Source organism: Rhodococcus sp. NPDC057297 (assembly GCF_042667435.1).
Lineage (GTDB): Bacteria > Actinomycetota > Actinomycetes > Mycobacteriales > Mycobacteriaceae > Rhodococcoides.
This window is the reverse complement of sequence record NZ_JBHUZE010000002.1, coordinates 668,024-692,917: the sequence shown is the minus strand read 5'-3', so window position 1 is coordinate 692,917 and position 24,894 is coordinate 668,024. Positions and strand designations below refer to the sequence as shown.

24 protein-coding genes are annotated in these 24,894 nt (G+C 64.6%); 9 read left to right on the top strand and 15 right to left on the bottom strand.

All coding sequences use genetic code 11. The annotated features are described in order from the left end of the window. Nucleotides 1-18: 18 nt before the first annotated feature. A complete protein-coding gene (locus ACFULT_RS09245; protein ID WP_378481364.1) occupies nt 19-1,596 on the bottom strand; it encodes a flavin monoamine oxidase family protein in 1,578 nt (525 codons plus the stop codon). 259 nt (nt 1,597-1,855) lie between these two features. Between ACFULT_RS09245 and ACFULT_RS09240 the strand changes: the two genes are divergently transcribed. Beyond that, entirely contained in the window at nt 1,856-3,379 is a 1,524-nt protein-coding gene (locus tag ACFULT_RS09240) for an APC family permease (protein ID WP_378481284.1), read from the top strand. Next, entirely contained in the window at nt 3,379-4,119 is a 741-nt protein-coding gene (locus ACFULT_RS09235) for an IclR family transcriptional regulator (RefSeq protein ID WP_037113521.1), read from the top strand. The genes ACFULT_RS09240 and ACFULT_RS09235 overlap by 1 nt, the downstream gene beginning before the upstream one ends. Here ACFULT_RS09235 and mftD (ACFULT_RS09230) read toward each other — a convergent pair. Genes mftD (ACFULT_RS09230) through mftA form a run of 5 tightly spaced genes read right to left on the bottom strand, consistent with a single transcriptional unit; the run spans nt 4,109 to nt 8,158 of the window. After that, nucleotides 4,109-5,260, bottom strand: coding sequence for a pre-mycofactocin synthase MftD (gene mftD, locus ACFULT_RS09230; protein ID WP_378481363.1), 1,152 nt, complete (start codon nt 5,258-5,260; stop codon nt 4,109-4,111). The two genes, ACFULT_RS09235 and mftD (ACFULT_RS09230), sit on opposite strands and share 11 nt — an antisense overlap. Nucleotides 5,261-5,272: 12 nt before the next feature. Next, a complete protein-coding gene (gene mftD, locus ACFULT_RS09225; protein WP_020111190.1) occupies nt 5,273-6,451 on the bottom strand; it encodes a pre-mycofactocin synthase MftD in 1,179 nt (392 codons plus the stop codon). A gap of 13 nt (nt 6,452-6,464) precedes the next feature. Then, nucleotides 6,465-7,697 carry a mycofactocin radical SAM maturase gene (gene mftC / locus ACFULT_RS09220; protein WP_094719184.1) on the bottom strand — a complete coding sequence of 411 codons (1,233 nt, stop codon included), beginning with the start codon at nt 7,695-7,697 and terminating at the stop codon, nt 6,465-6,467. Between the two features lie 55 nt (nt 7,698-7,752). Beyond that, nucleotides 7,753-8,043, bottom strand: a complete 291-nt coding sequence (mftB, locus tag ACFULT_RS09215) for a mycofactocin biosynthesis chaperone MftB (protein ID WP_037113524.1) — start codon at nt 8,041-8,043, stop codon at nt 7,753-7,755. 1 nt (nt 8,044) lies between these two features. Beyond that, a complete protein-coding gene (mftA, locus tag ACFULT_RS09210; protein ID WP_080733121.1) occupies nt 8,045-8,158 on the bottom strand; it encodes a mycofactocin precursor MftA in 114 nt (37 codons plus the stop codon). Nucleotides 8,159-8,273: 115 nt separating this feature from the next. On the opposite strand from mftA, the gene mftR reads away from it, so the two are divergent. Both mftR and mftM read left to right on the top strand, forming a co-directional pair. Then, the gene (mftR, locus tag ACFULT_RS09205) at nt 8,274-8,903 is read left to right on the top strand and encodes a mycofactocin system transcriptional regulator (protein WP_037113526.1); all 630 of its coding nucleotides are present in this window, start codon (nt 8,274-8,276) and stop codon (nt 8,901-8,903) included. Between the two features lie 12 nt (nt 8,904-8,915). Then, nucleotides 8,916-9,749, top strand: a complete 834-nt coding sequence (gene mftM / locus ACFULT_RS09200; RefSeq protein ID WP_378481283.1) for a mycofactocin oligosaccharide methyltransferase MftM — start codon at nt 8,916-8,918, stop codon at nt 9,747-9,749. On the opposite strand, the gene ACFULT_RS09195 is transcribed toward mftM, so the two are convergent. The 4 genes from ACFULT_RS09195 to ACFULT_RS09180 form a co-directional block, all read right to left on the bottom strand. Beyond that, the gene (locus ACFULT_RS09195; protein WP_026347503.1) at nt 9,742-10,392 is read right to left on the bottom strand and encodes a response regulator transcription factor; all 651 of its coding nucleotides are present in this window, start codon (nt 10,390-10,392) and stop codon (nt 9,742-9,744) included. The genes mftM and ACFULT_RS09195 overlap by 8 nt on opposite strands. Next, the gene (locus ACFULT_RS09190; RefSeq protein ID WP_037113530.1) at nt 10,389-11,735 is read right to left on the bottom strand and encodes a histidine kinase; all 1,347 of its coding nucleotides are present in this window, start codon (nt 11,733-11,735) and stop codon (nt 10,389-10,391) included. The genes ACFULT_RS09195 and ACFULT_RS09190 overlap by 4 nt, the downstream gene beginning before the upstream one ends. Continuing rightward, nucleotides 11,732-12,949, bottom strand: a complete 1,218-nt coding sequence (locus ACFULT_RS09185) for an iron-containing alcohol dehydrogenase (RefSeq protein ID WP_037113532.1) — start codon at nt 12,947-12,949, stop codon at nt 11,732-11,734. The genes ACFULT_RS09190 and ACFULT_RS09185 overlap by 4 nt, the downstream gene beginning before the upstream one ends. 178 nt (nt 12,950-13,127) lie before the next feature. Continuing rightward, the gene (locus ACFULT_RS09180; protein ID WP_037113533.1) at nt 13,128-14,378 is read right to left on the bottom strand and encodes an MFS transporter; all 1,251 of its coding nucleotides are present in this window, start codon (nt 14,376-14,378) and stop codon (nt 13,128-13,130) included. A 99-nt stretch (nt 14,379-14,477) separates the two neighbouring features. Here ACFULT_RS09180 and ACFULT_RS09175 point away from each other — a divergent pair, with 99 nt between their 5' ends. After that, nucleotides 14,478-15,077, top strand: coding sequence for a TetR/AcrR family transcriptional regulator C-terminal ligand-binding domain-containing protein (locus tag ACFULT_RS09175; protein WP_378481282.1), 600 nt, complete (start codon nt 14,478-14,480; stop codon nt 15,075-15,077). On the opposite strand, the gene ACFULT_RS09170 is transcribed toward ACFULT_RS09175, so the two are convergent. After that, the gene (locus tag ACFULT_RS09170; RefSeq protein ID WP_378481281.1) at nt 15,009-15,779 is read right to left on the bottom strand and encodes a glutamate racemase; all 771 of its coding nucleotides are present in this window, start codon (nt 15,777-15,779) and stop codon (nt 15,009-15,011) included. The genes ACFULT_RS09175 and ACFULT_RS09170 overlap by 69 nt on opposite strands. A 5-nt stretch (nt 15,780-15,784) precedes the next feature. Continuing rightward, the gene (locus ACFULT_RS09165) at nt 15,785-16,957 is read right to left on the bottom strand and encodes a cystathionine gamma-synthase (RefSeq protein ID WP_378481280.1); all 1,173 of its coding nucleotides are present in this window, start codon (nt 16,955-16,957) and stop codon (nt 15,785-15,787) included. Nucleotides 16,958-17,134: 177 nt separating this feature from the next. Between ACFULT_RS09165 and ACFULT_RS09160 the strand changes: the two genes are divergently transcribed. After that, nucleotides 17,135-18,307 carry an acyl-CoA dehydrogenase family protein gene (locus ACFULT_RS09160; RefSeq protein WP_037113841.1) on the top strand — a complete coding sequence of 391 codons (1,173 nt, stop codon included), beginning with the start codon at nt 17,135-17,137 and terminating at the stop codon, nt 18,305-18,307. 51 nt (nt 18,308-18,358) lie between these two features. On the opposite strand, the gene ACFULT_RS09155 is transcribed toward ACFULT_RS09160, so the two are convergent. Further along, nucleotides 18,359-19,744 (bottom strand): cystathionine beta-synthase, encoded by a 1,386-nt coding sequence (locus tag ACFULT_RS09155; RefSeq protein WP_037113842.1) that lies wholly within the window; start codon nt 19,742-19,744, stop codon nt 18,359-18,361. A gap of 140 nt (nt 19,745-19,884) precedes the next feature. Here ACFULT_RS09155 and ACFULT_RS09150 point away from each other — a divergent pair, with 140 nt between their 5' ends. Both ACFULT_RS09150 and ACFULT_RS09145 read left to right on the top strand, forming a co-directional pair. Next, nucleotides 19,885-20,865 (top strand): SGNH/GDSL hydrolase family protein, encoded by a 981-nt coding sequence (locus ACFULT_RS09150; RefSeq protein ID WP_037113540.1) that lies wholly within the window; start codon nt 19,885-19,887, stop codon nt 20,863-20,865. Nucleotides 20,866-20,895: 30 nt separating this feature from the next. Next, entirely contained in the window at nt 20,896-22,116 is a 1,221-nt protein-coding gene (locus tag ACFULT_RS09145; RefSeq protein ID WP_037113543.1) for an acetyl-CoA C-acetyltransferase, read from the top strand. A 75-nt stretch (nt 22,117-22,191) separates the two neighbouring features. Here the strand turns inward: ACFULT_RS09145 and ACFULT_RS09140 are convergent, their stop codons facing one another. Continuing rightward, nucleotides 22,192-23,037, bottom strand: a complete 846-nt coding sequence (locus tag ACFULT_RS09140) for a Bax inhibitor-1/YccA family protein (protein WP_026347500.1) — start codon at nt 23,035-23,037, stop codon at nt 22,192-22,194. Between the two features lie 232 nt (nt 23,038-23,269). Here ACFULT_RS09140 and ACFULT_RS09135 point away from each other — a divergent pair, with 232 nt between their 5' ends. Next, entirely contained in the window at nt 23,270-23,692 is a 423-nt protein-coding gene (locus ACFULT_RS09135; RefSeq protein WP_037113845.1) for a hypothetical protein, read from the top strand. A gap of 9 nt (nt 23,693-23,701) precedes the next feature. Here the strand turns inward: ACFULT_RS09135 and ACFULT_RS09130 are convergent, their stop codons facing one another. Beyond that, complete coding sequence (locus tag ACFULT_RS09130; protein ID WP_378481279.1) at nt 23,702-24,823, bottom strand: class I SAM-dependent methyltransferase; 1,122 nt, start codon at nt 24,821-24,823, stop codon at nt 23,702-23,704. Nucleotides 24,824-24,894: the final 71 nt, after the last annotated feature.

Sequence of the window (24,894 nt, the reverse complement as noted above, 5' to 3'; positions counted from 1 at the left end):
TTTCGTGGAAGTGAGATGTCAGGACGCGACGACGCGCTCGTGGAGCGCAGTGACGACGTCGCGTGCGGAGGTGAAGGCGCCGTGCTGCCACGCGATGGCATTGGACAGGTGGTCCCCGGCGAAGTAGATGCGATCGACCGGCTTCAGCAGCAACTCGTACTCGGCCGTGGCCGTGCCGCCGTGCGATCCCCCCGACCCGGCCCAGTTCGCCCACGCGCTCTCGGAATACTTGGTTCGGCGCCAACTTCCCGAGAACGAACTCGAGATGTCCTTGGTGTACTTCTCGCCGTGGACGAGAGACCCTTCGGCGAGAGCTTTCGCCAAACGCTGCTTGTGCGTGAGCGATTCGAATGCCACGTGCCGTTTGCCGGAGTTGTAGTAGCCGACGACCACGCCTCGGTCGGAGTTGTAGTGGTCGTAGGGGAACATGATCTGCGAGATGTCGAGATCGGTGTTGCTCGCACCACCGTAGATGCGCTCGTCGGTCTCCCACCACCGGCGTGAGTACTCGATGCCGAGCTTGCCCGACGACGACGCCTTCGCCGCGCGATTGGCGGCGAGTACGTCGGCAGGCAGATTGGTGTCCATCCGCCCGATGAGGTTCGGCGGAATAGTGCAGATCACGTAGTCCGCCGAGATCGACTGTGCGGATCCGTCCTTGACGTACTCGACGGTCGCACCGCCGGAGGTGTTCTTCATGGCGGTGACTTCGGCACCGTAGACGATGTTGTCCTCGCCGATGGACTCGGCGAACGCGTAGTAGATGCGGTCCATACCCCCGACGGGGGTGAACATCAGCATGGCCTGGTCGTACCCGAACTCGAAACTGAAGTTCCGTCCGATACCACTGCGGATGACCTCCGACATGCCGTACGGCTCGATCTCGGTCCCGAAGTCGAGGCCCGCATTCGGTTCCGACGAGTACCCGCGCCGCGACGATCCTATGTATCTGCCGTCGTCGGACAGGTCTCCGAAATCGGCGAGAAATTCCGACAGAGCGTCCTTGTCGTCCGGGGTGAGTACATCGTCGAGTGCACCGCGACTCGCGGCCTTCTGCAACAACTCGGACATGTAGCCGTAGGTGTCGGCCTTCGCTGCGCGATAGGACACGGACTTCTGGTTCAGGGACGTGTCACTCTTGTAGTTGACAACGGTGTTGGCATTCTGATTGCCGAAGGTCTGAAGCTCGACGCCGAGTTCTCTGCAGTAGTCCATCGTGATGTGGCTCTGCGGGATTCGAGTCGCGCCGACGTTGTAGAAGTGCCCGTCGGAGAAGGTACATTTCTGCGTCTCCCCGTTGAGATCCGTTTCCTCCGCTCCGCCGCGGATCGACCACACGCGCCCGCCCGGACGCTGCCGGGCCTCGAGGATCGTCACCGAGTAGCCCGCCTTCTGCAACTCGTACGTGGCGCACAGCCCAGCCGGTCCACCGCCCAGCACGACCACGGTGGGGCTGCCGTCGACTCGCCCGATCAGATCGGCCATCGCCGGCGCCTGGAATCGTCTGGGGACCGCTGTCGCCGACGGCGCCAATCCCAACGTCGACATCGCGCCGTAGGCGAGACCAGCGCCTCCGGTGACCCCGAGTCCCCGCATGAACGATCTCCGTGTAACTCCCATGTGCTCTTCCACTCCTTCTGCCCACCCCAGGTAGCCCTGGCCGTCGAAATCACTGGTTTCGAGTCAGGGCAATCGTGGAACGCACACAATTCCGAAATGGGTAGCACACGAAACGTCTTGCGACTGGTGCAGTGAGAAGCAGTGACGGTTTCGCGGAGTGTTATCACTCGCGTGCGAACAGGTGAAGCATTCACGCAATCCGGGCGCAACATTCCACCGCTATTTTTCGGCCATCATGTCTGCACTGGAACACGCAATCACCGCGTCCTTCGGAGCGCGGGAGCCCGAGCGCCCCGCACTGTCACCGCTGCGCGCCCTCGGCCGGAGACAGCTGTCGGGAATCGAAGTGTTCGCCCAGTCCGTGGCCACGACGGCACCTGCCGCATCGATGGTGATTCTGCCGATCACGATGCTTACCCACGAAACCATGCTCGCCGGGGTTCTGACGATCCTGGCGGCGACGATAGTGGTGTCGCTGATCGCATTCTGCGTCTCGCAGTTCACCCGGAGGTTCTCCTCGTCCGGCGGCCTGTACAGCTTCGCGGTCAAGGGATCGGGACCGAGGGGTGCGCTGACCGTGGGCGCAGCCATGCTGTGCAAGTACTGCGCAAGTGGCGCGATGACCCTGTACTTCGGAGGGCAGGCCGTCCACACGGTTCTCCGCGAATTGGGCGCGCCCACAAGCGGAATCGTGAGCATTGTCCTGGTGCACGGTGCGATCGCGGCGGCAATGCTCGCGTGTCTGCTCCGCGGAGTCAGATTCGCCGCGACGGCCATCCTCCTAGTGGAAGTCTGCTCGCTGCTGTTCATCACCGCCCTTCTCGTGTTTCCCAGTAGCGGACCGGTCGAGATCGAACCGTCCGGGGCGCCGAACGGGCTCATGATCGTCGCGCTCGGAGCCATGTTCGCCCTGGCCGGATTCGAGAGCGCCACCTTCTTCGCCCCCGAGGCGAAGCGGCCTCTCGTCAACGTCACCAGAACGGTCCTTCTCACCCCGATCATCTGCGGCGCGTTGTTCACGTTCGCCGCGTGGGCTGTCTGGTCCGGCCGCGGCGGCGTACTTCTCGGCGCCTACCAGCACGGGACGTCGACGGGTATCGACGCGTGGCTCGTCGTCGCGTTGAACCTCGGCCTGAGTTTCTCGTGGTTGGCCTCCGCCATGGCATCGTCGAATGCGGCATCGCGGCTGCTGTACACGATGGGTGTCGAGAACGTGATCACGCGCCGAGTCGCCCGCGTGCACCGAGTGTTTCGAACCCCGCACGTTGCACTCCTGATCGTCGTCGGAGTCGTCGTCGGGCTCGGTTCGCTGCTGGCGCTCGCCGCCGGCTTCCCGATCGTCGACAACCTTCGGCTGCTCGAGGACGTTCGCCTGTTGGCCCGGGCCGCTGTCATCGTCGGATACGCTGTCGCCTCGGTAGCTGCGGTGGTCTTCCTGCGACGCATCGGTGAGCTGACGAAACCCGTCGTGTGCGCCGGGGTCCTGGCGTGCGTCTCCGGCACGGCGATCCTCGCCAACCTCATGTTCACGGTGGGTGTGCAACAGAACATCACGTTGCTCGCGATGCTCGGCGTCCTGGGTGCTTCAGGACTTGCTTGGCGTGCCATTCTCCATCGCAGGCGGCCTCGGTCGCTCGACGCCGTCGGAGTGTTCGACAGTGCAGAGAGTCACGACGTGCTGCCCGGCGCGGTGACGTACGGCGAGAACGTGCGCGGCGCGGTTGCCCTGGTGAAATCCCCCGCGCCCGAATCGCGCTGATGGCACTGAGAACCGCACGACCCCACGAGCTCGGAGGGCACGAACCCCGCGCGGTCCAGAAAGCACTTGCGTTGCTCGAAGCCGTCGCGCGTCTCGGTTCGGGCGCGACGGCAAAGGAGATCGCTCATGCGACGTCGACGCCGCCCGCCACCGCGTACCGATTGCTCAACCTTCTGGTCGCCGACGGATTTCTGGTGCGGATCGACGACCTGTCGGGATTCGCCCTCGGTCGTCGAACTCGGGAGCTCGCCGGCGCCGCACCTGCAGCGGACGTGGACTATTCGGAGGTGATCGACGATCTACGCAGCGGGACCCGCTTCGGGGTCTATCTGGCGGCGTACACGGGCGGCCGAGTCAGGCTTCTCGACCGGGACCCCGATCACGAGCTGACCGGCGAGACGGCTCTGGCGACACACGTGCACGCGTCGGCGATCGGAAAGTTGTTGTTGGCCAACCATCCCGACGGCGACGCGTTGACGGATCTGCGCAGGTTCACGTCCCACACCATCGTCGATCTAGCCGACCTCGCGATCGAGCTCAGTCGAATCCGTGCCACCGACCTCGCCACGGAACGCGACGAGATGAAGATGGGAAGGTCGGCCGCGGCGGTGCCGGTCCGCGACGCCGACGGCCGCGTCTCGGGCTGCATCGCGGTGATCGGTCGCACCGGTCGGCTGGACCCGGAGGATCCCACGCTGGTGGGCCTGCTGAGATCCAGCGCGAGCCGGATCAATTTGTAAGAACGACGATGTCCGACGGGGACAGCCCGTGCACGGTCGAGTGGCCCAACCCGAGCACCGTCGAGTCGAGGCCTCCTCGAAGAATGTCGAGCACGTTCTCGACGCCGGCCTGCCCGGCCGCCGCGAGTCCCCACAGGTACGCACGACCGATCAGTATTGCGCGTGCCCCGAGAGCTACGGCTTTCGCGATGTCGCTTCCCCGGCGGACACCACCGTCGAGTGTGATCTCGACGCGGTCCCCCACCGCCCCGACGATGCTGGGCAGCAAACGAATCGAGGCAGGTGTTCCGTCCAGATTGTTGCCACCGTGATTGGACACCGACAGTGCAGTGCATCCGATGTCGACGGCCCGCTCCGCATCGTCGACGCGTGTGATGCCCTTGAGCATGAACGGCCCGCCCCACTGCTCACGCAGCCAGGCAATGTCCTCCCACGTCGGTAGCGGAGTCGACATCCACTCGCGGTAGGCGCCGAAGAATGTCGGCGGAGCGCCGCCTGGGGGTGTCAGGTTCGGTGCCGTCAGGTCAGGGATCGAACCCGAACGCGCCCACCGTCCGAGCCACCGGGGATGCATCACGGCCTCCGGCGCGAATCGAACCATGGTGCGTAGATCGACCCGCTCCGGAATGGCCGGACTCCCCCAGTCTCGGCCCTCCGAGAACGACCAATCCATGGTCAGAATCAGCCCGGCTGCGCCCGCTGCGCGCGCTCGCTCGACCATGTGGAGCAGGAAGTCCCTCGACCCCACCCAGTGCAGCTGAAAGAACGTCTGCGGGTTCGCGGCGACGACGTCCTCGATCGGCTTGCTCGCGAACAGCGACAAACCCATCGGAATCCCGCGCGCTGCAGCAGCTCTGGCCACCGCGACCTCACCGTCCGGATGCACCGCTTGCACACCCGTCGGCGAGATCATGGCGGGGAACGACATCGGCTGACCCATCAGCGTCGTCGACAGATCGCGTATATCGGACAGCCCCGCTACGTGGGGCGCAAATCCCAGTTCGGCGAATGCCGCTGAGTTGTCCGCAACCGTGACGCCCTGTTCCGAACCCGCCAGCAACGCGGAGTAGACGGACCGAGGAAGTCTCCTCTTCGCACGGCGCTGTGCCTCCGCCACGGTCTCGAACCACTCGTTGTCGATGGACACCCTGGGTCAGACGCCGAGCTTCCGGTCGAATCCGAGCGGCATGACTACATCCGACGGCGACAGGTCGTGCACCGACGAATGCCCGAGGCCGAGAACCGCCGAATCCACACCGCCTCGCAGGATGTCGAGAACATTCTCCACACCTGCCTGCCCGTTGGCGGCCAGACCCCACAGGTAACCGCGCCCGATCAATACCGCCTTGGCGCCGAGGGCGAGGGCCTTGACGACGTCGCTTCCCCTTCTGATTCCACCGTCGAGAGTGATCTCGATCTGATCGCCGACGGCATCGGCGATCGCAGGCAACGCGCGGATCGGTGCCGGGGTCCCATCGAGGTTGTTTCCGCCGTGGTTCGAGACGGAGATCGCACTGACTCCCGCGTCCACGGCCTTCTTGGCGTCGTCGACGCGCATGACCCCCTTCAACATGAATGGTCCACCCCACTGCTCGCGCAGCCAGGCGACGTCCTCCCACGTCGGAAGCGGGGTGCCCATCCATTCGCCGTATGCACCGAAGAACGTCGGCGCGGCACCACCGTCGGGCGGCGTGAGGTTCGGGGTGGTCAGGTCAGGAATCTTCCCGGTCTTCGCGAACTCCCACAACCACTTCGGGCGGGTGATGCCCTCGGGCGCGAACTGCCACATCGCTTTCAGATCCATCTTTTCCGGAATCGACGGGCTACCCCAGTCGCGACCGTTGGAGAAAGACCAGTCGAGCGTCATGATCAGACCCACCGCGCCCGCTGCACGCGCACGCTCCATACGTTGCAGCAACACTTCTCGAGAACCGACCCAGTACATCTGGAAGAACGTCTGCGGGTTCGCCGCCGTGACCTCCTCGACGGACTTGCTCGCGAACGAGGACAGTCCGATCGGAATTCCACGCGCCGCGGCCGCCCTGGCCACGGCGACCTCACCGTCCGGGTGTACGGCCTGCACACCCGTCGGCGAGATCATGACCGGGAATGACAGTGGTTGCCCCATGACCGTCGTCGCAAGGTCACGCTTGTCCGACAGACCTGCCACATGGGGCGCGAAACCGAGCTCGCCGAACGCCGCGGTGTTGTCGTCGACGGTGATTCCCCGTTCCGAGCCCGCCACCAGCGCGGCGTACACGGACTTGGGCAGACGCTTCTTGGCGCGCCGTTGCGCCTCGGCAACGGTTTCGAACCACGCACTCTTGGCCATGATGTATTTCTTCCTATTCCATTCCTGCGAGCGGGTTCTCGTCGCAGATCTTTGCCGGGGGCCGCATCATCAACGTGAGCGGAACCGATTTACGGGGTGTCTTACGCTCACCGGAGCGAGAGTGATCGACGCTGGACTTGGGGATCTCGCCTGCTGCCGCCAGCGCGAGTTCGCCGTTGCCGATCACGCATTCGGGGTCCGGACCGTCCATCGGGAGACCGGTGAAGAATTTCGCTGCCATGCAGCCGCCTCGGCACGAATCGAAGAACGAGCACTTGGTGCATGCACCCGACGTCTGCGGCGATCGCAGTTCCTGGAACAACTCCGATGTCTGCCAGACGGATTGAAATCCGCCCATACCGTCTTTTGCGTCACGGACGATGTTCCCGGCGAGGAACTGCTCGTGGATTGCGAAGGGGCACGCGTACACGTCCCCGATCGGATCGATCAAGCACACGACACGGCCGGCGCCACACAGATTCAACCCGGGCAGCGCGTCACCGAACGCGGACAGGTGGAAGAAGGAGTCTCCGGTGAGTACGCCTTCGCCGTTGGCGACGAGCCAGTTGTACAGCTCGCGCTGCTGACCCGCCGTCGGGTGCAGATCGTCCCACACGTCGGCACCGCGACCCGAGGGCCGAAGTCGCGTGATGCGCAGCGTCGCACCGTACTTGTCGGCGAGCGCTTTGAAGTCGTCGAGCTGACTGACGTTGTGGCGAGTGACGACAACGGAGATCTTCGCGTCCTTGAAACCTGCCTCACGCAGATTCTCGAGTGCGCGGCACGCCATGTCGAACGAACCGGGTCCACGTACTGCGTCGTTGACCTCTGCAGTTGCTCCGTCGATGGAGATCTGCACGTCGACGTAGTCCGAGGCGGCCAGACGAGCAGCCACTTCCTTGTTGATCTTGACGCCGTTGGTGGAGAATTTCACTCCGACCTGATGGGCGGTCGCATAGTCGACGAGTTCCCAGAAATCCGAGCGCACGGTCGGCTCGCCCCCGCCGATGTTGACGTAGAAGACCTGCATCTTCTGCAACTCGTCGATGATCGATTTGCACTGCTCGGTACTCAGTTCGCGTGGATCTCGCCGGCCCGAGGACGACAGACAGTGCACGCAGGAGAGATTGCAGGCATAAGTCAGTTCCCAGGTCAGACAGATCGGCGCGTCGAGGCCGAGTTCGAACTGGTCGACCAGCTTGCCCACCGCGGGTGGTGGCGCCGGCCTTTCGAGCATGGAGGTCATTTCGCTGTCCTCTCGAAGACAGGGGGTGTCGAACAACGGAAGGGCTGTTCCGGTGTCAGAGCTTGGTGATCATCTTCGAATCGGCCAGAGTGGCGAGCGCTTTCACGTACGGCGCGCGGGCCGACTGATCGATTCCGGCTGCGGAGATCGCGGACCGCATATCCGGATGCTGGGGGAAGGATTCGATGATCGCTACGATCGTGCGATTCTTCAGAAAGGAGAGCTTCCGTGTCCCGAAGTGGTAGAGCAGCGCCCCGAAGGATTCGGGACGCAGCGCCACCTGCGGGTGAAGAGCCCACCGAGCGTCGAGGTCCACGGCTGGGAGTGCCTTCACGGGTGCCGACATGTCAGTAGACGCCGCACATGCCGTCGATGGACACTTCTTCCACCAGCGACTCCTCGACCAGGTCGGATTCGACTACGGCTGCGTTCGTCACATCGGTCTTCGGGTTCTGAGACATCGGTGTACCTCCATCGGCGAGAATTATCGAACGGATCACAGTCATCGGTGACAGTGACTTGGTTCACCACCATAATGGCATCGAGTGCATAAAGACACCTATCGGAGAGAAAAAAGTGGTCAGTCGCAGGAAACCGTCCAGCCGGGTAGGTCGACGCCCGTCCACGACGCGGGGGCAAATCAGCGACATCGCGATCGAACTGTTCGCCAAGAACGGTTTCGACTCCACGAGCGTCGACGACATCGCCGACGCTGCGGGGATCGCACGTCGCACTTTCTTCCGATACTTCGCGTCCAAGAACGCGGTGCCATGGGGCGATTTCGACGAGCAGTTGACCGCGCTGCGCACCCTGCTCTGTTCGCTCCCCCACGATGTTTCCCTCGCCGACGGCATACGGTCGGCGCTCCTCCAGTTCAACACCTTCCCCGACGACGAGACGCCGGTTCATCGCCAACGCATGGAGCTCATCCTCCGCAATCCCGCGCTGCAGGGTTACTCGATGCTGATGTACGAGGGGTGGCGTGAGGTGATCGCCCAATACGTGGCAGCCCGAACCGATTCCGCGCCGACCGACCATTTTCCGCGAACAGTTGGCTGGATGGTCCTCGGTGTGGCAATCTCGGCGTACGAGCAGTGGTTGACGGACGACGAGCTCGATCTCGCTTCATTGCTGTCCGATGGCACTCGCACCCTGTACGCCGGTCTCGACACCGGTGCCGGCACACAGGGCCCGGGTGCACTCTAGGAAAGACTCGATATGACCGAACTCGACGCGCTCGCCCCGGCGCACCAGGGGCGATGGACTCACGACGGCGTGACCGTCGAATTCTCCGCATCCCTCGCAGCGGGCACGGTCGACGTGCGCTGCACCGCACCACTACTCGTCGAGCACGCTCTGTCGTCCGCTCACATCGGTGAAAGCGTGGTGCAGAGAGTCACGGATCTGAATCTGTCGCAGCGCGAGTTCGAACTCGTCATGGTCGGGCTCGTGTTGACCACCGTGTCCGATCCGGTGCAGGCGTGGACGACCTACTACCGAAATTCACTCGACGACCTCCTCTCGGGTGCCGCCGATTTCGCGCCGGTGCACGCACGTGCGGAGGCTCTCGTCACGGGGTCCGTCCTGGATCTCGGATCCTGCTTCGGGTTCTTCCCGCTCAGGCTCGCCCTCGACGGTGTCGACGTCACCGCCACGGACCTGTCCGCCGGGACCATGAATCTGCTGCGGACCGTCGCTCCGCATCTGGGCGCGACCCTCGACGTACTCACCTGCGACGCATCGGGGATTCCGGTGCCGCCGAACAGCGCGGACACGGTCACCGCTCTTCATCTGCTCGAACATGTCGACGAAGAACTCGGCGCCGGAATCATCGACGAGGCCATTCGGATCGCTCGTCGTCGAGTCGTGATCGCCGTGCCGTACGAAAGCGAAGCAACGGCATGCCACGGGCACGTCAGGACTTTCGACGACGCTGCCCTGGACAGGATAGGGCTGGGTTTTTCCCTGCCCTACCAGGTCGACGAATTCCACGGAGGCTGGTTGGTTCTCGACACCACGCCCGCCGACGCGCGGGCGGTGTCGATCAGATGAGGCCCTGCTTGCTGGCCGCGTAGACCGCTTCCGCTCGCCGACTCACCCCGAGCTTGCGCATGATGTTGCTGACGTGGAACTTGACCGTGGTCGCGGAGATGAACAATCGGGTTCCGATGCTGTTGTTGGACAACCCCGTTGCCAGAAGTCGCAGCACTTCCAGTTCACGGTCGGTAAGCCGCTCGACGGCGGACCCCTGTCCGTTGAGCGACCTGATGACCGCTGATGCGCTGCGAGAGTCGAAGGCGCTCTCACCACGAGACACGGCCCGAATCGCTCGGACGAGCTCGGTGGTGTCGACGTCCTTCACGACGTATCCCCGTGCGCCCGCGTGCACGGCCTCCACCACGAGCCGGTCGTCGAGAAATGTCGTCAGGACCAGCAGCCCGATGGTCGGATGCGCTCCGGACAACTGTGCGCACAGGGCGAGGCCCTCGTAGTCGGTACTGGCGGACAATTTGAGGTCCATCAGCACGATGTCCGGCTTCACCCGTTCGACGACGGCCAGGCCCTCGGCCCGCGAGGATGCTTCGCCCACGACGGACAGATCCGCTTCACGTTCGAGAACGGATCTGAGTCCGTCTCGCAGAATGGCGTGATCGTCCACGAGCACGATTCTGACCACAGTCGTCGATACGGTCATGATTGCTCACTCTCTCGAGAAGGGATGCGTACCGAAATGCGCACTCCTCCGATTCGGGCCCGCCGGATTTCGAGAACACCTCCGTGCTCACGTGCTCGTGCTGCCATGTTCGCGAGCCCACGATGCCGTCCGTCCACATCGTTGTTCTCCGCCAACCGCTGCATCAGGCGCAGATGCCCCGGGTCGCCGTTGCCGTCGTCGGCAATCGAGAGCGATACACCTGCGTCGCGATACGCGAGTCGGATGACCGCTCGGTGCGCGCTCGCGTGAACAGCGGTGTTGAACAACGCTTCACCGGCGATACGCAACAGATCGTGTTCGCAGTCGCTGCCCAATTCCACCGGAGTGCCCTCCACCCGAAGCGAGACCTGTAGCTCGTCGGGCATGTGCACCACGGACAGTTGTTCCAGCATCTCGGGGAGCGACGTGCGGTCCGCGTCCTGGGCGTGATTGAGCGCATAGATCGCCGAACGTAGCTGCTCGACGGCACGGCGGGTGAGATCCTTGGCCAGATCCAGTCTTTCGGCACGTTCGTCGGCCGGGATGTCGCCGAGGCAGACCTCGATCTGCATGCCGGCGGACAGCACTGCTTGAGTGACGCTGTCGTGCAGCTCTCGTGCGATTCGGTGGCGTTCCTCGTCCAGGACCTGATGACGATGTGCGGCGCCCAGCTGCCGTTGAGTGGCTTCGAGTTCGGCATTGCGGACAGCGAGATCGGCAGCGGTACGGTGCGCTTCGGAGTAGGCGTTCTCTGCGCGTTCGAGAAGAACTCGGCGGCTCTGATACAGGGCCGAATTCTGCAGTGCCACAGCGGTTTGACTGGCCAGAATGCTGAGGACTGCGGAATCGGTCGCGTCGAGCACACGATGGGTCGATGTCCACGCGGCGAAAGCGCCGACCACGCCGCCGTCCAGTGCGATCGGAACGAAGGCGTGGTGGGTTTCGATCTGCGGGTCCCGACCGTCGCCGATCCTCGCCAGTCTGATCGACTCCAGGCAGTCCACGACGTCGTCCGGCAACGGAGGGCCGACGACGTTGTCGACCAGGAACGGCGTGGCATCCGGCCCGAGTACGAGGCGCCGGGGCCCGGCGTCCGGCAGTGCACCGTCGGCGAGAGCGAAGACCACCCACTCCGCGCTCAGGTGAGCCCGTGCGGCTTCGGCGACAGCACAGATCAGCGTCTCCGGTCCGTCGACCGTACGTACCAGGGCACGAGAGATCAGTTCGAGTGCATGTACGACGCGTTCGAGTCTCTCGGCGGCGCCACGGTACTGCGGATAGAAGGTGCTCTTTCCCGACCGCAGCCCTGTCAGCAACGAGAGATCCGGCTGCTGGGCCGTCACAACGCGGTCCTGAACAATGCCGCCATCTCCTCGTGGGACGCGTGGCGCGGATTGGTGGACATGCACGCGTCGCGCAACGCGTTGGTGGCGAGTACGTCGATGTCGTCGTCGCTCACTCCGATCTCGGCGAGGCCCTTCGGGACTCCGACCTGGCGCGCGAGTTCTTCGACGCGGGCGGCGACAGCGAACGCCGCTTCCTCTGCCGGTCCTCGGCCCTCGGGCAGACCGAGACTGGTTGCGATTGCTACGTACGGCATCGGATCGGTTGCTGCGTTGAAGCGGATCACGTGCGGCAGCAGCACACCGTTGATGACCCCGTGGGGCAGGTCGAGCAGTCCCCCGACTTGATGGCTCATCGCGTGGGTGGCCCCGAGGATGGCGTTGGTGAACGCCAGTCCAGCCTCGAGGCTTGCCTGCGCCATGGACGTTCGTGCCGTCATGTCGGTCGGGACGTCCATGGTCTGTGCGAGGTGCGAGGTCACCATCGTCACGGCGCGAAGCGCGTGGTGGTCGGTGAGCTGGTTGTGGCCGAGCGAGACGAATGCTTCGATCCCATGAGTGAGGGCGTCGAGACCGGTTGCAGCATTGAGCCATTCCGGCATCGTGGTGAGCAACCGAGGGTCGATGACGGTGATGTCGGGAACGAGCGCGCGACCGAGAATGGTGATCTTGGTCGAACGGGTCGTGTCGGTGACGATGCAGAACTGCGACACGTCGGCTCCGGTCCCCGACGTCGTCGGCACCATCACGAGCGGCGGAATCGGCCGCGTCGCGCGATCGACCCCCTCGTAGTCGAGTATCGAACCACCGTTTCCCGCCAGTACCGCGATTCCCTTCGCGGCGTCCATCACCGATCCGCCACCGATCGCGACGAGGACGTCGCATCCCGACTCCTGATAGATCTCGTGACCCGCCTCTATCTCGATGTCTTTGGGGTTGGGCGTGAGTCCGCTCCACGACGTCGGCGACAGCCCCTGAGCTTCGAGGTGATGCACGAGCTGCGCGACCCACCCGGTGTCGAGGAGGCCTGCGTCGGTCACGACCAGCGGGCGTCGCGCCCCGAGGCGAAGGGCTGCGTGCGCTACTTCGCCGAGCGAATCCTGCCCGAACACGATTTCCGGCGCATGGAACTTCAGCACGCGCGGCGCCTCGACGGAACTGCGGTGCGAGTGCAGATCGTGCAGCGCCTGCCCGGTCTCGGCAGTCTCGATCATCGGCGCCCCTGAACGTTGCGGTAGCGGAGTGGCCCTCTACCCTGTGATCAAGGTTACAGCGCCACGCAAAGGCTCCCCACCAGCCGACGGCCAGGTAGGTACCTGCCCGATCGGGTAGGTACGGTGCCGCGAACGCGGCCGCCGTCGCCACCGTGGCACTTGCTGATCGTGCTCGGTGTCACCCGACCGAGCTCGCGCTGCCGCTGCGGGACGCGAGAACGAACCCGGTGGACGAGATGACCGCGAGAACGATCACGAAGGCGCCGTACAGCAGCGTGGTCGGTTCCAAGCCGAACGTGTGCACCGCGATCCCGCCGACGACGGCCGGGACACTGAAAGCCAAGTAGCTGATCACGAAGGTGGTCGCGAAGACACTCCCACGCTCGTCGGCGGGAACCAGGCCACCGAGTGTGCGCATGGCACCGAGGAACGTCGCGCCCCATCCTGCGCCGGCGACGACCGATCCGACGAAGTACAGCGGAATCGTTTCTGTCGCAACGGAGACCAGCGACACCGCCACACCGAGTGCCAGCACGAGCGTTCCCACGATCATCACAGCACGCGGCGGCAAACGCCGCACTACGGCAGCAGCGATCGCACCGGAGAAGAACAGCGCGAAAATCTCGACCCCACCGATGATGTGATTGTCGATTCCGAAGATCGTGCCGATGATCGACGGGCCGAGGGACAGGTGGAACCCACCGAGCGACCACGTCGCGATCAGAGCAGGCACGATCATGAGGAAAGGAATTCGTGCCCCGGTCGGGAACGCGACCTTCGGCAGGAGCAGGCGAGCAAGGTGACGCTTGGAGTCGATGGTGCGAAGCGACGACGTCTCCGGGACGAACACAACCGCTGTTGCGAGCAGAACCACCGCGGCGATCAAGAGCGCGTAGACCAGTACGGTCGGTGCGGGCGCCAACTGTACGAGCAGCCCGGAACCCAGCGCGCCCGTCGCCAGCCCCACCGACGGTGCGACGCTGTTGACCAGTGGCCCTGCCGTGCTGTTCGGCTGCAGATCGATCACAGCCGCACTCAGCGCACCGGTAGCCGTACCCGCGGCAAGACCTTGCACCACCCTGGCGGCAATCAGGCCACCGACTCCATCCGCGGAGATGAACAGGACGAGACTGATCGCCAGCATCACGAGGGCACCGATCAGGATCGGCTTGCGTCCGACATGATCGGACAGACCGCCGACCGTGAGCAGTGCCAGAAGCAATGCCAGGGCGTACACGGCGAACACGACGGTCAGCATCGTCGACGAGAACCCCCACGACACCTGGTACACGGGGTAGAGCGGTGACGGCGCCGCGGACGACGCCATGACCACGAGGTAGGTGACGCCGATGGTCCAGAAGGCAAGGGACGCGGGCATTCGCCTCGAGGATGCGACGGGAATCGTCGAGCCGAGATCGGTGTTGACCATTCGAAGCCTCCGGGCGGGTCGCTAAAGCCAAGATCATTGCTTTAACTCACGTTATACCGAGCCATCACTTAAAGCCAATCGGTTTGCAATAATGGCGGAATGTCCGAAGTCGAGCCGTCCACCGCCCGCCGCCCCGGCGGCAGAAGCGCCCGGATACGCACCCTCGTTCATCGGGCCGTGACCGATTTGATCGACGACAACGCCGAACAGCTGACCGTTCCGCTCGTCGCCGAGCGTGCAGGCGTCGCCGCGACCACCGTCTACCGACGGTGGGGAGACATCGACACGCTCAGAATCGAAGTGGCACTGGAAGTCCTCGCCGCGGATGCCGACGTGCCGGACACCGGCGACCTGCGTCGCGATCTACACGTGTGGTGCGAGTTTCTCGTCACGGACATCACGCGGCCGGAGAAAACCGCGCTGCTTCGCTCCTTGATCGGAGCCATGCGCGACACCGACAGGAGCCGTTGCCTCGACAAACGCGAAGACCAGATCGACACGATCCTGCGGCGTGCCACGGAGCGCGGAGACGACGCGCCGTCGCACCGTACCGTCATGGACCACGTCGTGGCCCCCCTCTACTTCAAAGTCGTCTTCGGACTCGGCGGAGCCGACGCAGCCTTCGCGCGGTCACTGGTGGACGATGTGCTCGCCCGCCAGCAATCGGCCCTCTCGATGGGCGAGAGCACTGGCCGGTAGAGACCCAGCTCGCCCACTCATCGACACCGTGACCGTCCCACTGCCGCCGGTCGACTCCCCCAGCTGATTGATCCTCCGAAGCGCCTGCCTCGCAACAGCTTCCGCACTGTCGAACAATCGAGTTCCCGGCGGCAGGGCAGCGGCTATCTCGGTTGCGACCAACGGATAATGTGTACACCCGAGCACGACGGCATCCACGTCGTCCGGAGTGCGGTCGGCGGCATCGCGAATCGCTGCGGACACAGCGGAGGAATCTCCGCGGTCGATCGACTCCGCGAGCGCGTGACACGCAACGGGGGTAACCGCACGACCGGCCGCGAACTCCTCGATCAGGCGCGCCTGATACGCACTGGCCGTAGTGGCCGCCGTCGCCCACACCGCGAACCGATCACTGTGTTGCGCTGCAGGTTTGATGGCCGGAACTGTACCGATCACCGGCACGGACCCCACGTGCGCACGCAGGTGCGCCAACGCCGTCACACTCGCCGTGTTGCACGGCAGCACGAGCGCCTCCGCTCCGGCCTCGATCCCACGATCGGCGGCGGCGAGAACACGCTCGATCACCACGTCGTCCTGTTTCGGACCCCACGGCGCATTGTCGGGATCCATCAACAGGATCAGATCGAGCTCGGGGCGCAGCTGCTTCAGCCACGCCGACGTCGGCAACAGGCCGAGCCCCGAGTCGATCAATCCGACGAGCATTCGATTCAGCCCAGTGCTTGCTCGACGTCACCGACGAGATCGGCTGCGTCCTCGATGCCGACAGACAAGCGAACCAGGTCGTCGGGTACCTCCAACAACGAACCGGCTGTCGACGCGTGCGTCATGGCGCCCGGGTGCTCGATCAGCGACTCCACACCTCCGAGCGATTCGGCCAGAGTGAAAATCTCGGTCCGCGCGCAGAAATCCAGAGCGGCCTGCTTCCCGCCGTTCAAGCGCACCGAGATCATGCCGCCGAACCGTCGCATCTGCTTCGCCGCGACCTGGTGCGACGGGTGCGACGCCAAGCCCGGGTAGATGACCTGAGAGATTGCGGAATGGCCGCTCAGCAGCTCCACGAGCTTCTCTGCGTTGTCGCTGTGCCGTTCCATGCGCAAGGCGAGGGTCTTGATGCCGCGGAGCGTCAGGAATGCGTCGAACGGGCCTGGCACGCCGCCTGCACCGTTCTGCAGGAACGCGAACGCCGCGTCGAGTTCCTCGTCGTCGGTGACGAGCGCACCACCCACGACGTCGGAATGGCCGCCGATGTACTTGGTCGTCGAGTGCAACACGACGTCGGCACCGAGCTGCAGCGGCTGCTGCAGGTACGGCGACGCGAACGTGTTGTCGACGACGAGCTTGGCGTTCTTCTCGTGGGCAACACCGGCGAGAGCCTCGATGTCACCGACGTTCAGAAGTGGGTTCGTCGGGGTCTCGACCCAGACGAGCTTGGTGTTGGGACGGATGGCGTCACGTACCGCATCGACGTCGGACACCGCGGCTACCGAGTACTCGATACCCCACTGCGTGAACACTTTGTCGATGAGCCTGAACGTGCCGCCGTAGGCGTCGTTGGGGATGACCAGGTGGTCGCCGGGACGCAACGTGGCGCGCAGCAGCGCATCCGTGGCTGCCATTCCCGACGAGAACGCACGGCCGTACGTACCCGACTCGATGGCGGCGAGATTCGCTTCGAGCGGCCGACGCGTCGGATTACCGGTGCGGGCGTATTCGAAGCCACTGCGCATCCCGCCGACGCCGTCCTGAGCGAACGTCGAGCTCGCGTAGATCGGGACATTGACCGCGCCGGTCAGCGAGTCCGGCTCGTAGCCGGCATGAACCGCCTTGGTCGAAAACCCCTGCCACGAAATGCTGTCTGCCTTGCTGCGCTGCTCACTCATGACTTTCAGCCTAATAGGGTCATTACTGCAGGCTCCACTCCCGCCTGGTTGGGTCATTACTGCAGGCTCCACTCCCGCCTGGTTGGGTCATTACTGCAGGCTCCACTCCCGCCTGACAGGCGAAAGTTCTGGGTAGCCTTCGGGAGACACCGCAAAAGCGAAATGAGGCGTTTGAACGTGGCCGATTCACAATCCGTCGACGAGCTGTTCTCCATCGATTCCCTTCTCGATACCGAGGAGAAAGAGATCCGCGACACCGTCCGAAAGCTGGGCAACGAACGTATCCGCCCCCACCTGGCCGAGTGGTTCGAGGACGGCACCGTCCCCGCTCGCGAGCTGGCCAAGGAGCTGGGTGCGCTCGGACTCCTGGGAATGCACCTCGAGGGGTACGGGTGCGCGGGCACCTCGGCAACCGCCTACGGCCTTGCGTGCCTCGAGCTCGAAGCAATGGATTCGGGCATTCGTTCGCTGGTCTCGGTGCAAGGCTCGCTCGCGATGTTCGCGATCTGGAAATACGGCTCCGAGGAGCAGAAGCAGCAGTGGCTGCCCGGTATGGCCGAAGGCAATCTCATCGGCTGCTTCGGACTCACCGAGGCCGACTTCGGATCCAACCCGGGCGGCATGCGGACGCGGGCGAAGAAGGACGGCAGCGACTGGGTCCTGAACGGCTCCAAGATGTGGATCACCAACGGCCCGGTCGCCGATGTCGCCGTCGTATGGGCTCAGACCGACGAGAAGATAAGAGGTTTCGTCGTTCCGACGGACACCCCGGGATTCACCGCGAACACCGTCAAGAAGAAACTCTCGCTACGCGCGTCGATCACCGGTGAACTGGTGCTGGAGGATGTCCGGCTGCCCGAGGATGCCGTGCTCCCCGAAGCCCATGGACTGCGTGGCCCGCTCAGCTGCCTCAACGAAGCACGCTTCGGCATCATCTTCGGCGCGATGGGCGCAGCACGTGACTGCATCGAGTCGGCCATCGAGTACTCGAAGACACGCGAGGTGTTCGACAAACCCCTCGGCGGTTACCAGCTGACGCAGGCCAAGCTCGCGAACATGGCACTCGAACTGGGCAAGGGTCAGCTGCTGGCGCTGCACCTCGGCCGGCTGAAGGACAAAGGCGAACTCCGCGGCGAGCAAGTGTCCGTGGGCAAACTCAACAACGTTCGCGAAGCAATCGCGATCGCCCGCGAGTGCCGGACAATTCTGGGTGCCAATGGCATCACCCTGGAGTACCCGGTGCTCCGCCACGCCAACAACCTGGAGTCCGTTCTCACCTACGAGGGAACGTCCGAGGTTCATCAGTTGGTGGTCGGGCAAGCACTCACCGGCACCAGCGCGGTTCGCTGACCCGTTGTGAGTGGTTATGTATGGCCCGCCATACATAACCACTCACGAGGGCTATGCGCCCTTGGACAAGAAGCCGAGCAGGTCGTGCCGGGTGATGACGCCGACGGGCTTGCCTTCCTCGACGACCATCAGAGCATCGGTCTCCCCGAGCGCCTTTGTGGCGTCGGAGACGTTCTCGCCTGCACCGATGAGAGGGAACGGCTCGCTCATGTGCTTGGCGACCGGATCTGCCAACGCCGCGCGGCCCTCGAAGACCGCACTGAGCAGTTCGCGCTCGGTGACACTGCCCGCGACCTCGCCCGCCATCACGGGAGGCTCTGCTCCGACGACAGGCATCTGGGAGACGCCGTACTCGCGCAGGATCTCGATGGCGTCACGCACCGTTTCCGACGGGTGCGTGTGCACCAGGTCGGGAAGTGCGCCGGACTTGCCGCGGAGCACGTCGCCCACCGACGGCTCGTCGGTCTTGCCGTCCAGGCGCGAACGGAGGAAGCCGTAGGAGGACATCCAGTCGTCGTTGAAGATCTTCGCGAGGTAGCCGCGACCACCGTCCGGGAGCAGGACCACGACGAGAGCGTCGGGACCTTCACGCTCGGCGATGCGGAGGGCACCGACGGCAGCCATACCGCACGATCCGCCCACCAGGAGTCCTTCCTCGCGGGCGAGACGCCGGGTCATGTCGAAGGAATCGGCGTCGGACACGGCGATGATCTCGTCAGGAATGGACGGGTCGTAGGCCGACGGCCAGAAGTCCTCACCGACGCCCTCGACGAGGTACGGACGGCCGGTGCCACCCGAGTAGACCGAGCCTTCCGGGTCGACACCGATGACCTTGACCTTGCCGCCGGAGATCTCCTTGAGGTACTTGCCCGTTCCGGAGATGGTTCCGCCGGTTCCGACGCCCGCGACGAAGTGAGTGATCTTCCCGTCGGTGTCGGCCCAGATCTCGGGTCCGGTGGTTTCGTAGTGGCTCTGCGGTCCTGCCGGGTTGGCGTACTGATTGGGCTTCCATGCACCGTCGATCTCACGCACCAGGCGGTCGGACACGCTGTAGTAGCTGTTGGGGTCCTCGGGAGCGACAGCCGTCGGGCAGACGACCACCTCGGCTCCGTAAGCGCGCAGCACGTTGCGTTTGTCCTCGCCCACCTTGTCCGGGCAGACGAAAACGCACTTGTAGCCACGCTGCTGTGCGACGAGCGCCAGACCGACGCCGGTGTTGCCCGAGGTCGGTTCGACGATGGTGCCGCCTGGCTTCAACTCGCCCGACGCCTCGGCAGCGTCGATCATCTTGATGGCGATGCGGTCCTTGGAGGACCCGCCCGGGTTGAGGTATTCGACCTTGGCCACAACCGACCCCGCGTTGTCGCCGACAACAGAGGAGAGCTTGACCAACGGGGTGTTGCCGATGAGTTCGGTGACGTGCTGAGCGATGCGCATGACTTCATCTTCCCAGATCGCGCTCGGAGTGGAGTCCCCGGAATGACCCGATCGCACCCGACGCGCTTCTCGGTACCGAACGAGACAGCCGGACGGATGCTTACGATGGACGGTGTGGTGCGGACCGTGGGAATGAGAACGTGTCGGTGAGTCGGTGGAAAGGTGCAGCCAAAGCGGGTGCCGCGACGGTGATCGCAGGCTCGTCAGCTGGGACCGCGTCGTGGGCGGCGTACAAGCACCTGATGGCGCAAGCGACCTCCGCACGAGGTGTCATCGGACGCTCGACTGCGAAACCGCCGGAGGCCGACGGCGTCTACGGGCCCGGTGATCGAACACCGGAACGCTGGCGCATCGGAAGTTCCGCCGATATTCATCTGATGATCTTCGGAGACTCGACGGCAGCCGGAGTCGGCTGCACTGTCGCCGACGAGGTACCCGGAGTTCTGGTGGCCCGCGGGTTAGCCGACGAAACCGAGAAACGAGTGCGGCTGAGCACCAAAGCTATCGGCGGCGCGACGTCGAAGGGCCTCGAGGGCCAGGTCGACGCGATGTTCGTCGCCGGACCGCCACCGGACGCGGCCGTCATCCTGATCGGCGCGAACGATGTCACCAAGAAGTTCTCCATCGCCGCGTCGGCAACGCGATTGGGAAATGCGGTGGAACGACTCACTGCGAAGGGCACCGTCGTCGTCGTCGGGACGTGCCCCGATCTCGGCGTCGTGACCGCCATACCTCAGCCTCTGCGGACCGTCGTCCGAAACTGGGGTCTACGGCTTGCACGTGCGCAGTCCGACGCGACCTTGAAGGCAGGCGGTCATCCCGTTGCGCTGGCGGACTTGCTGTCACCGGAGTTCCTTGCTGCCCCGGACACGATGTTCTCCGCGGACCGATTCCATCCGTCGGCCGCGGGCTACGAACTTGCTGCTCGCCAACTGCTGCCCGTCCTGGCAGCGGCGTTGGGTGAGTGGCACGGTGGCCCACTCCCCGAGCTCCCCGACGTGTCCGCCGCGGCCGAATCCCGCCGTTTCGTGCCGCGCGCGGCGGCGTCGGTGGAGAGTTTTCTGCGTCGCCGGCGAAGCGAGACGGAGGCGCACAACCAGCCTTACCCACGGGTAACTTAGTATCCGAAGTAGTCAACCCAAGGAGAGTTCATGCCAGAAGCAGTGATCGTCAGTACCGCTCGTTCACCCATCGGCCGCGCGATGAAAGGCTCGCTCAAGGACATCCGTCCCGACGACCTCACCGTCCAGATGGTCGCTGCGGCGCTCGCCAAGGTCCCCGAGCTCGACCCGACCGACATCGACGACCTCCTCCTCGGATGCGGCCTTCCAGGCGGCATGCAGGGAAACAACCTCGCCCGTATCGTCGCGGTTCTGCTGGGGTACGACTCGCTGCCCGGCACGACCATCACCCGCTACTGTTCGTCCTCGCTCCAGACCACGCGTATGGCGTTGCACGCCATCAAGGCGGGCGAGGGCGACGTCTTCATCTCCGCAGGCGTCGAGAGCGTGTCCAACTTCATCCACGGCAGCTCCGATTCGCTGCCGCAGAGCCACAACCCGCTGTTCGCCGACGCCGAGGCACGCACCAAGAAGGCTCAGGAGGAAGGCGCGGACAGCTGGACCGATCCCCGTGAGAGCGGCGAGCTGCCCGATGCGTACATCGCCATGGGTCAGACTGCCGAGAACGTCTCGTTGCTGACCGGCATCAGCCGCGAGGAGCAGGACCACTGGGCCGTCCGCAGCCAGAACCGGGCCGAGGAAGCGATCAACTCCGGTTTCTTCGAACGCGAGATCACCCCCGTCACCCTGCCGGACGGCACTGTCGTGTCCAAGGACGACGGCCCCCGTGCAGGAACGACCTACGAGAAGATCAGCGAGCTCAAGCCGGTTTTCCGGCCCAACGGAACGGTAACCGCAGGCAACGCGTGCCCCCTGAACGACGGTGCGGCCGCGCTCGTCATCATGAGCGACACCAAAGCCAAGGCACTCGGTCTGACCCCGCTGGCCCGTATCGTGTCCACCGGTGTCACCGGAACCTCCCCCGAGATCATGGGACTCGGACCGATCGAGGCCACCAAGCGGGCGCTGAAGATCGCGAATCTCTCCATCTCCGACATCGACCTGTTCGAGATCAACGAGGCGTTCGCGGTGCAGGTTCTCGGTTCGGCACGTGACCTCGGCATCGATCACGACAAGCTCAACGTCTCCGGTGGCGCGATCGCCGTCGGTCACCCGTTCGGCATGACCGGTGCGCGTATCACCACGACCTTGCTGAACAACCTGAAGACGCAGGACAAGACCTTCGGTGTCGAGACCATGTGCGTCGGCGGGGGCATGGGAATGGCCATGGTGCTCGAGCGCCTCAGCTGACGCGTCCTTCGAGCCACCGTCAACACGAGAAAGGCCCCGCACTCACGAGGAGTGCGGGGCCTTTCCGTGCAGCGACTAGTCGTTGTTGAAGTAGCTGAGCAGTCGCAGGATCTCGACGTACAGCCACACCAGCGTGATGGTCAGGCCGAGGGCCACACCCCACGCAGCCTTCTCCGGCGCCTGCGCGCGGATGAGCTGGTCTGCCTGATCGAAGTCCAGCAGGAAGCTGAATGCAGCGATGCCGATGCAGACGAGGCTGAAGATGATGGCAATGGGTCCGCCGTCACGGAGGCCCAGGCCGCCGTCCATGAAGAAGCTTGCGACGAGGTTGCCGAGCGCCAGCACGACGACACCGATGAGTGCACCGACGATCATGCGGGTCAGGCGCGGAGTGACGCGGATGGCACCGGTCTTGTAGACGACGAGCATTCCGAAGAACACACCGAACGTACCGAGCACGGCCTGTGAGATCAGGGTTCCAGCCGACGCACCCTGAATGGGGAACGTGAACAGGAACGACAGCGCACCCAGGAAGATGCCCTCGGCGACCGCGTAGGCAAGGACGACTGCCTTGCTGTCCATCTTGCGGCCGAACGTCGCGAACAGGACCAGGCCGAGACCGACCAGACCACCGCCGATGACGAAGGGAGCTGCAAGGCCGGGGTTACCGTCGACGAGGATGAACGAGACGATCGCGGTCAGCGCGAGCACGCCGAGTGTGATGCCCGTCTTGGTCACGACGTCGTCGATCGTCATCGCCCGCGACGTGGGGCCTGTCTGGTAGGGATCGCCGTAGGCCTGCGGCTGACCGAACTGCTGAGCAGCCTGCGAGGCACCTGCCGTCGCAGAGCCGAACGTGGCGTATCCGCCGCCCTCTTGCTTGGGCAGGTTGCGGAACACCGGGTTGCTGGAGGTGCGCACCGTGTCGCGTCCTTTCTGAAGGTCGATCCTTCTTCGAGTTCGAGCCCGTCGCGTCGCGTCGAGCCCGACAACCGGTAGTGAACCGGCAGCTGTATGTAAAACTCCCACATACGGACAAAAGTTCCCAGTCGGACCACACGACTTCCGACAATTCGGACTCTACCTGCCTTCGTGACGAACCGCGCAGACACCGGCAGTTTCCCGCGGCGCCTCGGCGGGCACTATTAACAACATGAGTATCGAAGACGGACCAGGCGACACTTTGGACCAGAGCGAAAGCCTCGACTCGGACGAGGTGCGCAACGACGACGGCGACGACATCGTCGATGCACCGGACCATTACAGCGAGGCCGACCGGTTCGGAACGACACCGAACGAAGCGCTCGAAGGCGAGAGCCTGGACGAGAAATTGAGCGAGGAAGAACCGGACACCGCCCTCGAGGAAGAGGAACGATCGGTGACGGAGACTCCGGACGACGAGCTGACCGAGGAGATCGTCGACCACGAGATCGTCGGTTCGGACGAGGACCCGGACATCGATTACGCGGACGGGCAGCGTCAGGCCGAGATCGTCGAGGGGACACTCGTCGAGGACCGGGGCCGCGATCGCGGCCAGATCGACGGCACCCCGGAAGACGGCGGCCCGGTCGAGTAGACGAGCTGGTCAGGCGATCGACCGGGTGACGGTGAACTTGGCATTCTTTCCCGCCACCGCGGTCGGTCCCACCGCGGCGGCCAGCGCACGCCGGTAGTTGAGGTGGGTGTTGTAGACGGTCCACATCTCGCCGTTCGGACGCAACACCCGCCCGGCCGCCTCGAACAACTTCTGGGCACTGCCGGTGTGCAAGGACGCCCCTTCGTGGAACGGTGGGTTGCACACGATCAGGTCGACGGAGGAGTCGGGGAACGTGGAGAGCGCGTCGTCCCGCACGACGTCGATGTCCAGACCGTTCGCCCGCGCGGTCGCTGTCGCCGACGCCACCGCCGCGGCGGATCTGTCGGTTGCGTGGACCCGAGCGTCGTCGCGCGCACGGGCCAGCAGGCAGGCGAGTATCCCGGTTCCGCACCCGAGGTCGACGATCTGGCGTGCACCGGGCAACATGCGGTCCGTGAATTCGGTCAGGAATCGTGTTCCGACGTCGAGCTTCGCCCCGGCGAACACCGCGCCGTGCGCGACGACGGTGAGATCCAGGTCGTCGAGCACCGCGGTCACGGGATAGCTTCGAGTCTCGGAAGGAACAGGTTTCGACGCCGTCAAGACGCGAGCCTTCTGTCTACCCCGGCCTGCGGTGACCGTCTCGAACGACGATCGGAGAACGGTGTTCATCGCCGGTGCCATGTGCTTGTCCCGTCCGCCCGCGAGCACGACAACCCCGGGATCGGCGTGAGCGGCGATTGCCTCGGCGATCTCGGTGAGCTCGGCGAGGCTGCGCGGCAACTGCAGCAGCACCAGGTCCGCGCCACTCAGCAGCGATCGGTCCAACGCGTGGTGAGTGTGCGCGTCGGACATGCCTGCCGAGCTCGCATTGCGATCGAGTGCGAGTTCACCCGTGTACGAATCCTGGTGGACGCGAATGCCGGTCGCGCCGTACTGCACTTGAAGTCCGAGCGTGAGCGCGCCGTAGCGATCACCGATCACGGTGACCCGGCGGGCGGCCACGTTCGGAACCGATTCGCCTGCCGTGTCGAGCAGAAGACGGTCTGCGGCGTCGACGGCGAAGAGGTTGACGGCCTCTGCGTCGGGGCGACGACGGAGTCCGGAGAGGACAGTTTCGAGATCGGGCACGACGCCCAGTCTCCCACCCCGCAACGTCGCTTTCCAAAAACGTTGTCGGTCAATATTTTTCTCGTGTGCTG

What these genes read in the sequence shown, in the direction of transcription:
- mftA (WP_080733121.1), bottom strand. Translation starts at nt 8,158, where the DNA reads ATGTCTCAGAACCCGAAGACCGATGTGACGAACGCAGCCGTAGTCGAA.
- ACFULT_RS09165 (WP_378481280.1), bottom strand. Translation starts at nt 16,957, where the DNA reads ATGAGTGAGCAGCGCAGCAAGGCAGACAGCATTTCGTGGCAGGGGTTT.
- mftC (WP_094719184.1), bottom strand. Translation starts at nt 7,697, where the DNA reads ATGACCTCCATGCTCGAAAGGCCGGCGCCACCACCCGCGGTGGGCAAG.
- ACFULT_RS09170 (WP_378481281.1), bottom strand. Translation starts at nt 15,779, where the DNA reads ATGCTCGTCGGATTGATCGACTCGGGGCTCGGCCTGTTGCCGACGTCG.
- ACFULT_RS09180 (WP_037113533.1), bottom strand. Translation starts at nt 14,378, where the DNA reads ATGGTCAACACCGATCTCGGCTCGACGATTCCCGTCGCATCCTCGAGG.
- mftD (WP_020111190.1), bottom strand. Translation starts at nt 6,451, where the DNA reads ATGGCCAAGAGTGCGTGGTTCGAAACCGTTGCCGAGGCGCAACGGCGC.
- ACFULT_RS09145 (WP_037113543.1), top strand. Translation starts at nt 20,896, where the DNA reads ATGCCAGAAGCAGTGATCGTCAGTACCGCTCGTTCACCCATCGGCCGC.
- mftM (WP_378481283.1), top strand. Translation starts at nt 8,916, where the DNA reads ATGACCGAACTCGACGCGCTCGCCCCGGCGCACCAGGGGCGATGGACT.
- ACFULT_RS09135 (WP_037113845.1), top strand. Translation starts at nt 23,270, where the DNA reads ATGAGTATCGAAGACGGACCAGGCGACACTTTGGACCAGAGCGAAAGC.
- ACFULT_RS09245 (WP_378481364.1), bottom strand. Translation starts at nt 1,596, where the DNA reads ATGCGGGGACTCGGGGTCACCGGAGGCGCTGGTCTCGCCTACGGCGCG.
- ACFULT_RS09175 (WP_378481282.1), top strand. Translation starts at nt 14,478, where the DNA reads ATGTCCGAAGTCGAGCCGTCCACCGCCCGCCGCCCCGGCGGCAGAAGC.
- ACFULT_RS09235 (WP_037113521.1), top strand. Translation starts at nt 3,379, where the DNA reads ATGGCACTGAGAACCGCACGACCCCACGAGCTCGGAGGGCACGAACCC.
- mftB (WP_037113524.1), bottom strand. Translation starts at nt 8,043, where the DNA reads ATGTCGGCACCCGTGAAGGCACTCCCAGCCGTGGACCTCGACGCTCGG.
- ACFULT_RS09195 (WP_026347503.1), bottom strand. Translation starts at nt 10,392, where the DNA reads ATGACCGTATCGACGACTGTGGTCAGAATCGTGCTCGTGGACGATCAC.
- ACFULT_RS09185 (WP_037113532.1), bottom strand. Translation starts at nt 12,949, where the DNA reads ATGATCGAGACTGCCGAGACCGGGCAGGCGCTGCACGATCTGCACTCG.
- ACFULT_RS09155 (WP_037113842.1), bottom strand. Translation starts at nt 19,744, where the DNA reads ATGCGCATCGCTCAGCACGTCACCGAACTCATCGGCAACACCCCGTTG.
- ACFULT_RS09240 (WP_378481284.1), top strand. Translation starts at nt 1,856, where the DNA reads ATGTCTGCACTGGAACACGCAATCACCGCGTCCTTCGGAGCGCGGGAG.